General features: G+C 54.9%; 11 protein-coding genes. 7 read left to right on the top strand and 4 right to left on the bottom strand.

Annotated features, from left to right (window positions below):
- Positions 1-2: 2 nt before the first annotated feature.
- From CFBP1590_RS21545 to CFBP1590_RS21535, 3 genes are all read right to left on the bottom strand, one after another.
- Positions 3-2219, bottom strand: coding sequence for a cellulose biosynthesis cyclic di-GMP-binding regulatory protein BcsB (locus CFBP1590_RS21545; RefSeq protein WP_088235885.1), 2217 nt, complete (start codon positions 2217-2219; stop codon positions 3-5).
- Positions 2220-2358: 139 nt separating this feature from the next.
- On the bottom strand, positions 2359-3597 hold the full coding sequence (wecB, locus tag CFBP1590_RS21540; RefSeq protein WP_043303036.1) for a non-hydrolyzing UDP-N-acetylglucosamine 2-epimerase: 1239 nt from the start codon (positions 3595-3597) through the stop codon (positions 2359-2361).
- 679 nt (positions 3598-4276) lie between these two features.
- Positions 4277-4549, bottom strand: a complete 273-nt coding sequence (locus CFBP1590_RS21535; protein ID WP_025994814.1) for a YebG family protein — start codon at positions 4547-4549, stop codon at positions 4277-4279.
- 369 nt (positions 4550-4918) lie between these two features.
- On the opposite strand from CFBP1590_RS21535, the gene CFBP1590_RS21530 reads away from it, so the two are divergent.
- Entirely contained in the window at positions 4919-5407 is a 489-nt protein-coding gene (locus CFBP1590_RS21530; protein WP_004885105.1) for a phosphate-starvation-inducible protein PsiE, read from the top strand.
- 439 nt (positions 5408-5846) lie between these two features.
- Here the strand turns inward: CFBP1590_RS21530 and CFBP1590_RS21525 are convergent, their stop codons facing one another.
- The gene (locus CFBP1590_RS21525; RefSeq protein WP_057409429.1) at positions 5847-6176 is read right to left on the bottom strand and encodes a YXWGXW repeat-containing protein; all 330 of its coding nucleotides are present in this window, start codon (positions 6174-6176) and stop codon (positions 5847-5849) included.
- Positions 6177-6430: 254 nt separating this feature from the next.
- On the opposite strand from CFBP1590_RS21525, the gene CFBP1590_RS21520 reads away from it, so the two are divergent.
- The 6 genes from CFBP1590_RS21520 to CFBP1590_RS21495 are packed head-to-tail and all read left to right on the top strand — an operon-like array spanning position 6431 to position 14664.
- On the top strand, positions 6431-8722 hold the full coding sequence (locus CFBP1590_RS21520) for a type VI secretion system Vgr family protein (RefSeq protein ID WP_088235884.1): 2292 nt from the start codon (positions 6431-6433) through the stop codon (positions 8720-8722).
- Positions 8719-10275: a hypothetical protein gene (locus CFBP1590_RS21515; RefSeq protein WP_088235883.1), complete on the top strand. Its 1557-nt coding sequence runs from the start codon at positions 8719-8721 to the stop codon at positions 10273-10275. The genes CFBP1590_RS21520 and CFBP1590_RS21515 overlap by 4 nt, the downstream gene beginning before the upstream one ends.
- A gap of 5 nt (positions 10276-10280) precedes the next feature.
- Positions 10281-11222, top strand: a complete 942-nt coding sequence (locus tag CFBP1590_RS21510) for a PoNe immunity protein domain-containing protein (protein WP_088235882.1) — start codon at positions 10281-10283, stop codon at positions 11220-11222.
- Positions 11191-12471 carry a hypothetical protein gene (locus tag CFBP1590_RS21505; RefSeq protein ID WP_374729069.1) on the top strand — a complete coding sequence of 427 codons (1281 nt, stop codon included), beginning with the start codon at positions 11191-11193 and terminating at the stop codon, positions 12469-12471. The genes CFBP1590_RS21510 and CFBP1590_RS21505 overlap by 32 nt, the downstream gene beginning before the upstream one ends.
- Before the next feature lie 2 nt (positions 12472-12473).
- On the top strand, positions 12474-13415 hold the full coding sequence (locus CFBP1590_RS21500; protein ID WP_088235881.1) for a PoNe immunity protein domain-containing protein: 942 nt from the start codon (positions 12474-12476) through the stop codon (positions 13413-13415).
- Complete coding sequence (locus CFBP1590_RS21495) at positions 13384-14664, top strand: hypothetical protein (protein WP_374729068.1); 1281 nt, start codon at positions 13384-13386, stop codon at positions 14662-14664. The genes CFBP1590_RS21500 and CFBP1590_RS21495 overlap by 32 nt, the downstream gene beginning before the upstream one ends.
- Positions 14665-14666 lie beyond the last annotated feature (2 nt).

Raw genomic sequence — 14666 nt, 5'->3', positions numbered from 1 at the left:
CGTTACGAGCGATTGCGACGGGCGCGACGGCCAGCCAGCAACAGCAGAAGAAACACCACGATTGCGCCGGGGATCAGCCACAGCAGCGAAGGCTTGCGCCACGCGTCCAGTCCGGTGGGTTCGTTGTCCTCGATCATCTGGCTGCCGGTCGGGTCCTTGGTATCGAAGGTCACCAGCGAACCGCTGTCAGCCAGCAGCGTGGCGTTGCCGCGCTCCAGCACCAGCGGACGGGCGAAGCTTGGCGCCTGACCGCCCAGTGTGCGATAGACCATGCCGCGCTGGTTGCCAGCCTCGACCACTTGCAGCGAAGCCAGGTGATTGAGTGTCTTGAGGTCCAGCAGCGTCTGCTCCTTGTGATTGATCAGCAAATGCCCGTCGTTGCCGACCTTGACCGACTCGGCACCGTCCTTGACCGGCAGGTCGAAGGCCAGGAATGCTTTTTCCGGGGCCACCGCAACACTGACGTCGTCGCTGACACTGAGCTGCGCACGCAGCGGCGACACGCCCGAGGCGCTGGCCACGTGGATGACCTGCGGCAGGCTGTCGGCCGGACGGTCGAGCCAGGTTTTAGGAACCATCACCTGAGTGCTGGCGGCAAAGCGTGCGGCCATGCCGGAGAAGTCGTCGCCAGGCGCCACCTTGTCGATGACCACATGGCTGGTCGGCAATACCGAAATCGGGAACGCCTGTGGCGTTTCCAGGCACTGATTGCTGACCGGCTGACGCTGGAAGGACACGCGCAGGGTGTTCTGTGCCGCCAACGCGTACTGAGGAATGCGCGCTTCGATGCGCTCCTTGCGGCCATCGGCATTCAGCTGCATGGCGCCGATCAGGTAGTCATTGAGGAACAGTGTGGCAACCGGCGGTGTTCCCGATGCACCCGGCGCTGCGGCGACATCGATCATGGCGGTCACCGGCACACGACCGTCATAAGCCACACTGCCCAGCGGGAACGAAGCGCTCCAGTCGGTCTTGGCCAGTACGTCCACCGTGCCCGGGCGACCACCGAGGCGCGTCAAGGCCACGCGGCCGTCTTCACTGAGCGGCATGGTGGTTTCTTCGCCGATGGACAATTGGCGAGTGAGCGCCAGTTTGTTCCAGGCTGAACTGAACAGACCGATGGCTTTGACCGCTGAGTCGGGCTTGATCATCAGCAGCGCGCGATTGCCAAGCAGCGCCAGGCTGACGTCGCTACCGGCGTCGGTGGCCAGGGTTTTTCTGCCCTGACGTTCGCGCCATTGGCTCAGCGCGGTGGCTGCCGAAGCGTCGAGCCCTTGGACCTGTTCCTGCAAGGCGTTCAGCGAATCGTCGATAGCCTTGAGCAGTTGCGGATCGTTGATGGCCAGATCGGCCTGCAGCGCCGGGGTCTGGCCCAGCATCAGCAAGGCACCGATTTCCGCCTGATTCTTCAACGTGTACTGGCCCTGGCCGTCAAGGCTGGCAAAGGCCGGAATCTGCTTGAGTTCGGCAGGCACGCGCAGACCGCTCAGGTCTATGCTGTCCTGAACGACCGGAAACGGCAGAATACGTGCCTGTTTACCGATACGTTCAAGCGCTACACCCAGACGCCAGGCGGCATCGTAGCTGGCGCCGGACAGCGTGCCGGGCGCAACGAGCAGGCCGGGTTTGCCGGGCAGCGCGTTCCATGCTGCGCCCACATCCTGCAATTGACTGGCGTCGTAGCTGTAGGTCAGGCGAGTGTGCGGATCGATGCGCAGTACATTGCCGATGGCGCGTTGATCTTCGCAAAGCGTTTTCGAGATCACCGAAGACCAGGCAATGCCCAGTCGTACCGATCCGGTTTCCCGCGCAGCTTTGTCCACACCCAGCGTAGCGCTGGCATTGCCTTGCTCTTCGTTGAGGCCCAGCGCGCGCACCGGGTAGCCATCCAGCGACAGCAGCAAGGTATTACGACCTGCCTCGCCGTTCAGGTAGCTGGCATCGAAGTTCAGGGTCGCATCTGTCAGCGCCACATTGGCAGGCACCGGCAGGTACAACTCGCGACGCGCGTCGGTCGCGTTGAGGATGATCGGACGGTCGATCCCCAGCTCCCGCAGTTCAATCACACGCTCCTGGCGGGCGTCCTGAGTGATACGGTTGATCGCCTGTGTCAGTGGGCTTTCTGCAGCCAGCGCAAAGGTGGGCATCAGAGCCAGCAGGCTCATCCCGCAGGCAAGGGCGTTCAACGCGCCCGTGTTCACGGTAACGGAAGATTTCATCAGGCAGATCTCTTGGAGGCTCTAGGCCGTTGGTTCTTGGTGCGAAGCGGGTCCGCAGAATGTTTTTGTAGGCACCCGGTCTGAACCGGGTGCCTTGGAAGGTGTGCAGTTTTTGTCGATTCTTAGCTGTGCGCCTGTGTCAGCGAGCCATGGCGCGCAACGGTTCAGGCTGAGACAGGGACGGCGGCGCCATCTCGATCTGCTCTGGACGACGACGCGGCAACTCGACGACAAACTCGCTGATCGGACGACCCATCAGCACGTCGACGATGCGCGCGCTGGCCTTGCCATCGCCATAAGGGTTCGCTGCGTGCGAGGCGTTCTGCCAAAGCTGCTCATCATCGAACAGCGCACTGACGCCCTGAATGATCGCCTCGGCTTCGGTGCCCACCAGACGCACGGTCCCTGCGGCCACAGCCTCGGGGCGCTCGGTCACATCACGCATCACCAACACCGGTTTGCCGAGCGATGGCGCTTCCTCCTGCACGCCGCCGGAGTCGGTGAGAATCACGTGGGCACGCTGCATGAGGCGCACGAACGACAGGTAGTCCAGCGGTTTGATCAGGTGCACATTGGGCATGTCACCCAGGTGTTCCGTGACCGGTCCCAGTACATTAGGGTTCAGGTGCACCGGGTAGACGATCTGTATGTCGTCGCGCATGGCGAGGGCGCGCAGTGCCTTGCAGATGTTCAGGAAGCCGTCGCCAAAGTTCTCGCGGCGGTGACCTGTCACCACCAGAACCTTGCGCTCAGGCACCAGAAACGAAAACTGTCGGTCGAGCGCATGACGCAGCTGGCGATTGGAGTCGATGCGCTGTGCGGTCATCTGCAACGCGTCGATCACGGTATTGCCGGTCACGAAGGACACACCCTGAAGGCGTTCGCCCAGTACATTGCGACGAGACTCGGCAGTCGGTGTGAACAGGTGATCGGAAATCAGATCGATACAGCGACGGTTCATCTCTTCCGGCCATGGCTGACGGATATCCCCGGTGCGCAAGCCCGCTTCGACGTGACCGATCGGGATCTGCCGGTGAAACGCCGACATGGCCGCAACCATCGCTGACGTGGTGTCGCCGTGGACCAGCACCTTGTCGGGTTTCATCTCGTCCAGAATCGGGTCGATGGCTGCGTACAGCGCAGCGGTCAGGGAATTCAGAGTCTGATGGGGGCGCATCACATCGAGGCTGTAATCGGCTTTCAGCTCGAACATATCGAGCACCTGCTGCAGCATGCTCTGGTGTTGGCCGGTAATGCAGATTCTCGAGTCGATACCCGGTTCCGCAGCAAGGGCCTTGACCAGAGGCGCCATCTTGATAGCCTCCGGACGAGTGCCAAAAATAGACAGAATTTTCATTCTGGCGTGCTGAGTAGCCATTGATTTTCTCCCGCCCGTCTATAGGCGTCGCACAGCAGTTGACCTGGGCTATGAGCAGCTCAAGTAACCAGCGAGTTGTATGATTTTTCGGGCGGGTGATATCGGAGTGGATGACTCGATGTTCACTTCAATGTGAAGTAGCGTTGTGCCTTGATACCCGGATTTGCGACGATTATTAGCAGATGATATTAGTAATGCCAAACTTTTTATAAAGTATTTTACAAAGGGAATATCAGGCGGAACTTTGTTTTTGAAAGTCGGTCAGTGAAGGGTTGATTGTTTTTGGAGGGAGCTTTCGACCAGCAAAAGCGGGGTGTTGAGGGGCGTTGTATAGCGGGAGATTGAACTTTTTCAAATGCCTCGATAAAGGCTGTTGGGTCTTGGCTTTAAATAAGGTTTTTGGAGGTATCGTTTTCCTGACGCCTGATTAATGACAGTGGTGAATACCACGGTTCATAAAAATGACGTGATTATAATGACGGTGTATCAGGACGCTGGAAGTTAGTCGTTTATGCTGTAGCTGAGCGGTCTGTATGCGGTGCGTCAGGTAACATTGATTCTACAAAGTAGTACATGAATATAGAATGTATGCGCGCCATAGAGTGGCGTATCAAGAAATGAGCCGCGGCCAGCTCGCATGAAGAAGCCGCGGGACTCTGAGGTGCAAGCCTGATGTGAATCAGCTGTCAGCGTCAGCAGCGGAAGGTTCGGACAGCTCGCTCAGGGCTGAAGCATTGTTCTTGAATGCGGCGGCGAACACGGCGCGATTCTTCGCCATGTAGATGCTCGCATCTTCTGCGTGCTTCTCGGAAAGCCCCGGCACGTTCTTGACCAGAACGTCGGTGAGAAGCTCGGCCAGCTCCAGCATTTGGTCGTGCGCATCGGCGAGTTTACGGTCCACGAAAGTAGTCTCCAGATCGCGGGTACTGCGGTAAAGGGTTTCAACAGCCATTTTGGCCTCGTCGTCATATCCAGTGTGGAAGGGCTGGCCCCGGTGCACGTTGACCGGGGTGGTGCAACAGACAGTGATCCTGCATGGCTGGCGTGACAGTCGCCACATCACATGCCTTGCGTGTGAAACAAGCCATTACTGTATCTTTATACAGTGTTCAGCATAAGCCAGGCAACCCCTGTCTGGATAGTGGCCTTCACGCATCTTTTTCTCGCGCAGATGTGCCTTGCGACAACCCGTCGCGCTCTCAACCATAGCCTATGGCCCTGTTCCTGCTTTAAAAAGCACGCCACACAGCGCGTCACACGCACACCGCATCATCCGATCCAGTTCGGATCGAGATAAACGAAGGTTCAGAGGTAGAGAGTCATGGGAAACAAATGGGCAGAAAAAATGCGCCAACGCGTGCATGCGCAAGCCGAATCACTGGGCAATCTCTGCGTCGAGAGCTTTCACTTCCTGGCACTGTTCGCCATTGGCGCCATCACGGCATGGGCCTCGGTTGTGGCTTTTCTGGGAATGGTCGAGAAGGGCAACGTCACGGTCGATGACATCCTGCTGCTGTTCATCTACCTCGAACTGGGCGCGATGACGGGGATTTATTTCAAGACCAACCACATGCCGGTGCGTTTCCTGATCTACGTAGCGATCACCGCGTTGACGCGTCTGCTGATCTCGGACGTGTCTCATCACAATCCGCCTGATCTGGGCATCATCTACCTGTGTGGCGGCATTCTATTGCTGGCATTTGCGATTCTGGTCGTGCGCTATGCGTCGTACAAATACCCGTCGGCCAAGATCCCCGACTCATCCAGCCCGGTAAAAGGCGCGGTGACGGAAGAAAAAGGCGATGTTTGAAATACGCTGACGATCGTTCCCATGCTCGTGCGCTAAGCGTTATACATAAGTCTTCTTGGAGGAATACGATAATGATCGTTCCTACGCTCCGCGTGGGAATGCCCCCCAGGACGCTCCGCGTCCGCTCTTGAATGTGGCGCAGATGCGCGGCCAAGCTCCAGCGTTATCCACGTCATGCGCTCGGCTCACTGGATCCCCAATCTGTGCCATTTGTGACGCAGAGCGTCACGGGATGCATGCCCACGCGGAGCGATGGGCACGATCAGTGTTAGGGCTGACTTGTGTATAACGATGAGTGCTCGTGCGTGGGAGCGACGCCCGGAACGCTCCGCGTCCGCTCTCGAATGTGACGCAGAGCGCCCCGGGCGGCATGCCAATGCAGAGCATTGGCACGATCTGCTTAAGTAGCGGACTGGCTCGATATCCAGTCTGCCACCGATCAGTTGACCCACACCCCGGCATGCCAATGCCATCCATCACCCGCGCTTTCCCAATGCGGATGCACATAGCGATAGCCAGGTCGTTCCGCTACCCAGTGGCCGTGAACCGGTACATAACGTCCGTCACTCCAATGCCAGTAACCACGCGACCAGACATACCCCGGACGAGGCGCAGGCTCCACCTCGATCACCCGCTCGGGCGGCGGCTGAGGCGCGATCACTTCAACATATTCATGGGGCGGCGGTCGTCGTTCGTGGACGATTCGCTCTTCGACGCAGCCGGACGCCACTACCAGTGTTGCAACCAATATCCCGTAACGTAAGAACATGTTGCCTCCTCGGAATGCTCCGCAGGTGGAATGCAGCCGAGGCCATTGCCGGAGCTGCTTGAATGTCAGTGCGCAGGGACAGGTTTAACAGCTTGAATCTGTACTCTGCCTGAACTTGCTGCACACTTGCTGCACAGAGGAGGCGGGGCAGTAGGCAATATTTCTTTTTCACCTGCTGATTTTTGCGTTGAGATAAAGCTTGTATTCCAGCACCATTCTGGTTCCCGAAGGCTTCAGATGGACAGGATTCCGGCATGCTGGACGCTAACGCAACCCATATCTCCCTCACGCTGGAGGGCATATCCGTTGACTTTCAAGTGCTTGCTTTCGTCGGTCGCGAAGCGCTCAACCAGCCGTATTGCTTTGACATCGAACTGGTCAGCGCACGACCTGACATTGCACTTGAAGAACTGCTGCACAAGCGCGCCTGCCTGACCTTTGGTGCCACCGGCAAGGGTGTCATCCACGGTCTGGTCTATCGCATCGAGCAAGGTGACTCCGGCAAAAGGCTGACCCGTTACAGCATCAGTCTGGTGCCTCAGCTTGCCTACCTGCGACACAATCACGACCAGCAGATCTTCCAGCAACTGTCAGTGCCAAAGATCATCGCTCAGGTGCTGGAAGCACGCGGCATCCTGGCCGACGCCTATCGCTTTCAGCTCGGCGCGGTTTACCCCGAGCGTGATTACTGCGTGCAGTACGATGAGTCCGACCTGCATTTCATCCAGCGGCTTTGCGAAGAAGAGGGGATTCATTTCCACTTTCAACATTCCGCCAGCGGACACACCCTGGTGTTCGGAGACGATCAGACGGTGTTCCCCAAGCTTGCGCCCGTGAGCTATCAACAGGACTCCGGCATGGCTGCCGAGCAACCGGTGATCAAACGTTTCAATCTGCGCCTGGAAACCCGTAGCACCCGTGTCAGCCGCCGCGATTACGACTTTGAAAAACCCAGCGTTCTGCCCGAAAGCTCAGCCAAAAGCGAGTTTGCTCCGGACCTTGAAGATTACGATTATCCGGGGCGGTTCACCGACCGTGCCCGCGGTAAACAGCTGGCAACGCGAGCCCTTGAGCGCCATCGCAGCGACTATCGTCTGGCAGAAGGCAAAGGCGACGAGCCTACACTGGTCAGCGGCCACTTCCTGGCCCTCAACGAACATCCGCGCGCCGAGTGGAATGATCTGTGGCTGCTGCTGGAGGTTATTCACGAGGGCAAGCAGCCCCAGGTGCTCGGTGAAAACATCACCAGCGATGTGACTGACAACAAAGACGACTTTCACCAGGGCTACCGCAACCGTTTTCTTGCCACACCTTGGGATGCCCACTTTCGTCCGGAGCTCGAGCATCCAAAACCCAAGGTGCTCGGCAGCCAGACCGCCATCGTCACCGGCCCGGCAGGTGAAGAGATCCATACCGACCCGTACGGTCGCGTCAAAGTGCAGTTCTTCTGGGATCGCGAGGGTCAGTCGGACGGCAACACCACATGCTGGCTGCGCGTTGCCAACGGCTGGGCAGGCAGCGCTTACGGCGCAATCGCTATCCCGCGCATAGGTATGGAAGTACTTGTCACCTTTCTTGAAGGTGATCCTGATCAGCCGCTGATCACCGGCTGCCTGTATCACAAGGAAAACCTTGTGCCCTACGAGCTGCCCGCCAACAAGACCCGTAGCACCTTCAAAACCCTCAGCTCACCGGGTGGTCAGGGTTACAACGAATTTCGTATCGAAGACAGGAAAGGCGCCGAACAGATCTACATCCATGCCCAGCGTGACTGGGATGAGAACATCGAGCACGACCAGAAGATCCATATCGGCAACGAGCGGCACGACACGGTTGAAGCCAATGTCCTCAGCCAGTTCAAGGTTGAAGAACACCGCATCACACATCTGGACCGCAAGACCGAAACCCGTGCCGACGATCACCTGACCGTGGGCGCGACGCAGCATCTGAAGGTAGGCACCGCGCAGTTCGTCGAAGCCGGTCAGGAAATCCACTACCACGCAGGTCAGAAGGTGGTGGTGGAAGGGGGCATGGAGCTCACGTCCAAGGCAGGCGGGAGTTTCATCAAGCTTGATGCCGGTGGCGTAACGATCAGCGGGGCGGAGGTAAAGGTCAATACAGGAGGCTCTGCGGGTGTCGGGACCGGGATCGGTATTCTGGCCCCGCTCATTCCTGGGCTGGCTGCTGTCGACGCCGCCGGGAATCTGATGAAAGAAGCCAAGGCCAACCCGACCTGGCTTGAGCTGAACCTGCATTATGACAACCTTGAACCGGTGCCTGGTGCGTCGTATCGCGTCGACTTTGCCGATGGATCGACACGCGAAGGTGTGCTGGACGACGACGGCTTCGCCCGGCTCGAAGATGTTCCGCAAGGCCCGGCCAAGGTCTACTACGGCGAAGATCCGAGGCCGTTCACTCGCGAAAGCGTGACCGTTGTCCAGAACTCGGATGAAAAGGTTAACGAAGACCTACGCAAACTCGGTCTGGACCCAGACCAGATCGATCTACAGGCATTGGTGGAAAAAGCCGCAGGGAGAGTGTCATGAGCGGGGAAGTCACTGAAGGAACAAATGGCGGCGAAGACCGCAGCGACGCTTATCAGGAGGCTGCTGTTGAACTGGCCAAGGGTATTGCGCTCGGTGCCGTCCCTTTTCTTGGCCAGGCCATCGACGCCTACGACACCATCGAGTCGTCGATCGTCCTTTACAACTCAGAGTCGACGTCAGGTAAGGAGGACGCTCAGTTTGACCTGTTGATGGCCATCATCGGCTGGATTCCAGGGCCGGGTGACGGCCTCAAGAAAAGCATGCGCATCGTCAACAAGGACCCCGAACGCTACGCCCCGGTCCTCTTTGACCTGCTGCGTTTCGTGCTGCAGGAATGCGGCATCAAGACCAGCCCTGAAGAACTGCTCAAGCAGGTATTCGATGCCGGGAAGCTGCGGGGTGAGCTGGATGACATCATCACAGGCGTCAAGGGTTCCTCGACATTTCAAGGGCTGCCCAACTGGGCAAAGACGTCTGTCGTTACCGTCCTTGCCGCCTCCCGCGACAACATGCCAGCCATAGTTGGCGTCGTTGAAAAGCGACTGGTGAAATGGAAGGGAATGCAGCGAAACAGCTCTGCGGCGTCCTCTGGTTCCAGTCATCCGAAACGGGTCGAGAAGCCCGCCAGCAAGGACACGACTGTTGCGGCGCAGGGTAAGGAAAACGCCAGCGGCACCCATTCCAATCAGGTCGAAGCTTCCCGAGTTGGCCTGCAAGCACCGTCCAGTATTCTGAACGAAGGGCTGGGCGTGAGTGGCGAACACATCGCCGACTATATCTGCGCAGTCGAATTTGGCTGGGGCAAGGACTGGGACGGGCATGACAAGGGCTCGGACGGGAAGTGGCTTGAGGGTTTGCCGAGTGGGAGCAAGTTGGGGAAGCTGTCGGCGGGTGGTAGTCCGAAGGCGAAGCATGTGCTTTACAAGTTGACAGATGGTGCGAATGGAACGGGCATTGATGCTGTATGGAGAGCTGATCCGGCCAACAATGAAGGAAAGAAATTCGCTATCGTCGAAGCCAAGGCGAGTCGGGATGAAGATGCCCCGAAATTTACACGTAAACTGAACAATACGCGGAAGCCGGGGATTGGATCCAAGCTGGGTGTATCCGGGATATCTGATCCTAGCGAGCTAATTGAACCAATAGACCAAAACGACACACAAACTAACAGCAACAGTCTTAGCAGTGGCAAAAGAAAAAAAGCAAAAACTAACCGCGAAGTCGATGTCAGCAATAGAAAGAGGGATGTTTTAGTACAGATGAGTAGCGAGTGGATAACTAGAAATATTGACAGAGCTGTGAACGGAAGAGCTCTTGCATATCAAGTGATGAGTTCCTATAGTCGCCATCTATTTTACGCACCTCTATTCCACACCAGTTTGAGTCCAAAGGAGCATGCCAGCGCCCAACTAGAAAGCCTTAGCGAAAGTACTCACAGAAATCATAAATCATTTCATTATACCGAGCATGAAGTGAAAGGATTTGTAAATAAACGAAAAAAATCCTTAACAAAAAAACATGGCGCACTAGACTCGCTTAAGATTGAGGTTTAACTACCATGAGCAAAAGACAACGTTTTTTTAGCGAGAGCCACTACGACAACTTCTTGAAAGAATACCATAAAGTTATTGAACTTAGTAATACAACTCCACTTCAGGCTGATTCGCCTGAGGAAGAGGCAATGCTGCGCTCAACATACCTAGTGCAGCTATCACTTGATAAGCTTCTAGCCACTTATACGATTGGGGGCGAGATTTCCTCACTAGCCCCAGCACTCGAGGAACTAGTAGAAAGATACGAAACAAGGCAACTCAAGCTTGCAGAGTATAAAGGAATTCCTGACATATCTCCACTTGCAATAAGCGACTGGGCTGATCAATATGAAGAATGTGTTCAGGTTATAGGGTTCTGTATTCTGCTACATCGCACTGATCTTCTCACTAGGTTTGTGATGCTAATTGATCGCGCTGGTTATGCTGGCGACGATACTCTATATGAAGACCTGCTTGTCAAAGTTTTGCCAAACAGACATGATGTGGATCAATGGTTTCACGATATTTACTCGCCCTTAATTCGGGCGATCTATGCGGACAGCAAAGAGGATGCCACAGCATGCCTGAAAGAGTACTGCAGTCGGTGGTACCCTGCGTTCGAACAAGCACCGTGGCATGAAAGTCATTTAAAAGGAGAAAATGGTAATTACGTCGGATACTGGGCAATTGAAGCTGGAGCCATCGCTTTTTTGTACGGTATAGATGACAGTAAAATAGACCACATGGTCTACCCCAAAGACCTGGTCGAATACGCCAGAAATTACAATGGTGAAGCTGGCTCCCAAATCAACCGCATTGTCGCTGGCGACCCCTGCAGCAAAACAGGCTACTGGTTCACCCCAGCCCAAGCCAATTCAAGACGCCACTTTCAGCAAGGCGAGATCATGCCAAGTATCAGTGATTCGACGTGGGGCGATACGCTTTGGTACTGGTCGGGAGAGGATTAAGGCGGCAGATCGGCGGGGGAAATATGCTCTTAAGACCAGCCCTGAAGAACTGCTCAAGCAGGTATTCGATGCTGGGAAGCTGCGCGGTGAGCTGGATGACATCATCACAGGCGTCAAGGGTTCCTCGACATTTCAAGGGCTGCCCAACTGGGCAAAGACGTCTGTCGTTACCGTCCTTGCCGCCTCCCGCGACAACATGCCAGCCATAGTTGGCGTCGTTGAAAAGCGACTGGTGAAATGGAAGGGAATGCAGCGAAACAGCTCTGCGGCGTCCTCTGGTTCCAGTCATCCGAAACGGGTCGAGAAGCCCGCCAGCAAGGACACGACTGTTGCGGCGCAGGGTAAGGAAAACGCCAGCGGCACCCATTCCAATCAGGTCGAAGCTTCCCGAGTTGGCCTGCAAGCACCGTCCAGCATTCTGAACGAAGGGCTGGGCGTCAGTGGCGAGCACATCGCCGACTATATTTGCGCAGTCGAATTTGGCTGGGGCAAGGACTGGGACGGGCATGACAAGGGCTCGGACGGGAAGTGGCTTGAGGGTTTGCCGAGTGGGAGCAAGTTGGGGAAGCTGTCAGCTGGCGGAAGTCCTAAGGCAAAGCATGTGCTTTACAAGCTGACAGATGGGGCGAACGGAACAGGGATTGATGCGGTTTGGCGGGCTGATCCTGCTAACAATGGGGGTAAGAAATTTGCGATTGTCGAAGCCAAGGCGAGTAAGGATGAGGATGCGCCTAAGTTTATGCGAAAGTTGAACAATACGCGTAAACCGGGGGTTGCGTCCAAACTGGGTGTGTCTGGCCTGGGTGATCCTAGCGAGTTAATCGAGCCTATTGAGAATGATCCAGATATTGCTGACGGTAAAAAGAAAAAAACTCTTAATTCTGGAAAAGCAAGCACTCAAGCTAAGCCAGCTTCTAAAAAATCACCCGCTAAAAGTAAACAAATATTGGTTCAGATGAGCATCGAGTGGATAGGCAGAAACCTTGATAAGGCAGTCAAGGGTAACGCTCTGGTTGCACAGATACTGGCGTCAAATAGCAGGCATCTTTTTTACTCTCCACTGTATCATTCAAGCTTGAGTCCTAAAGAGCATGCTGAGGCTAGGCTAAAAGGGTTAGATGAAGTTGATCACCGAAATCATAATGCTTTTCACTATGGCGAAATGGAAGTCAAGCGTTTCGTAAATAAGCGTAAAAAGTCTTTGGCCAGAAAATACGGTGCTTTAGAGACACTTAAGGTTGAGGCGTAATTATGAGTAAGCGGCAAAAATTTTTCAGTGAAAAGCATTACGAGATTTATCTTGCAGAACACGATGAGGTAGTTGAGTTTTTCAAGATCAATGATTTTCAGTCTGATTCGCCTGAAGAAGAGCTTTCGCTTAGGGGCGCCTTTTTTCAAACTTTGGCGCTCAAGAGGATTTTTATCGCCTATACAGCTGGAGAGACGATTGAATCGCTTTTCCATCTGCTTGACGATTTGATTGATAAATATGAGGTCCGTCAAAAAACTCTTGCTATTTATGAAGGTGCACCAAATATTTCGCCCTTGGCTTTAGATGACTGGCCAGATCAATACGAAGAAGCAGTTCAAGTCATTAGTTTATGCATCTTGATGCATCGCATTGACCTGTTGGCACGTTTTGTGAGACTTATGGATGAAGCGGGCTATGCTGGTGATGACACTCTTTACGAAGATTTGTTAAGAAAAGTTTTGCCTAACAGGCATGATGTTGATCAGTGGTATCACGACGTATATACACCCCTTATTCAAGCTATCTATGTTGTCGATAAAACAGAAGCACCGAGGTTGCTAAAAAAATATTGTCAGCAATGGTATCCAGCATTTAAACAAGCTCCGTGGCACGACACTCACCATCAAGGAGACGGTGGGAACTATGTGGGTTATTGGGCCTTCGAAGCTGGTGCAATCGCCTTCCTATATAACATAGACGACAGCAAGATAGATCATATGGTCTATCCCAAGGATTTGGTCGAGTACGCAAGAAATTACCAAGGTGCTAATGGCACTCAGATCAACCGAGTGGTCGCTGGCGATCCCTGCACCAAGACCGGTTATTGGTTTACTCCAGCCCAGGCCGATTCAAGACGCCACTTTCAGCAAGGCGAGATCATGCCAAGTATCAGTGATTCGACGTGGGGCGATACGCTTTGGTACTGGTCGGGAGAGGATTAAGGCGGCAGATCGGCGGGGGAAATATGCTCTCAAGACCAGCCCTGAAGAACTGCTCAAGCAGGTATTCGATGCCGGAAAGCTGCGCGGTGAGCTGGAGGACATCATTACAGGCGTCAAGGGTTCCTCGACATTTCAAGGGCTGCCCAACTGGGCAAAGATATCTGTCGTTACCGTCCTTGCCGCCTCCCGCGACAACATGCCAGCCATAGTTGGCGTCGTTGAAAAGCGACTGGTGAAATGGAAGGGAATGCAGCGAAACAGCTCTGCGGCGTCCTCTGGTTCCAGTCATCCGAAACGGGTCGAGAAGCCCGCCAGCAAGGACACGACTGTTGCGGCGCAGGGTAAGGAAAACGCCGGCGGCACCCATTCCAATCAGGTCGAAGCTTCCCGAGTTGGCCTGCAAGCACCGTCCAGTATTCTGAACGAAGGGCTGGGCGTGAGTGGCGAACACATTGCCGACTATATTTGCGCAGTCGAGTTTGGCTGGGGCAAGGACTGGGACGGGCATGACAAGGGCTCGGACGGGAAGTGGCTTGAGGGTTTGCCGAGTGGGAGCAAGATGGGGAAGCTTTCTAAAGGTGGCAGTCCGAAGGGAAAGCACATCCTTTACAAGTTAACCGACGGCGCTAACGGAACAGGTATTGATGCAGTATGGCGCGCGAATCCTGCTAACAACGGAGGCGAAAAATTTGCCATAGTCGAGGCCAAGGCGAGCCGTGATGAAGATGCGCCGAAATTTATGCGTAAAATGAACAATACTCGGAAGCCGGGGGTTAGTTCTAAACTGGGAGTGTCGGGCCTTGCTGAGCCAAGCGAACTGATTGAGCCCCGTGAAATCCCAGAAAACAAATCACTTGCTAATAAATCAAAAAAAGTAAGCACTGGTAAAAATAATACTAATACAACAAAAATCGAAGCTCGCCCATCTAAAGCTCCAAGGCGTTTACTTGTTCAAATGAGTGACGAGTGGATTGAGGAGAATTTGGAGAAAGCCGTCTCGACGTATTCTTTACAGCTTCAAGTGGCTGCATCATACAGTCGCCATTTGTTCTACACACCGTTATATCACGGCAGCCTGAGTCCCAAAGAACATGCAAGCGCCCGCTTGAACAACTCTGATGAGTCTTCCCACCAGAGTCACAAGGCTTTTCATTACGGAGAGAATGAAGTTAAAGGCTTCGTGAACAAGCGTAAAAAATCTTTAGCCAAAAAGTATGGCGCACTAGACTCTCTCAAGTTTGAGGCCTAACC

It is taken from the genome of Pseudomonas viridiflava, from assembly GCF_900184295.1.
Classification (GTDB): domain Bacteria; phylum Pseudomonadota; class Gammaproteobacteria; order Pseudomonadales; family Pseudomonadaceae; genus Aquipseudomonas; species Aquipseudomonas viridiflava.
This window is presented reverse-complemented; position numbering and strand designations above follow the sequence as displayed.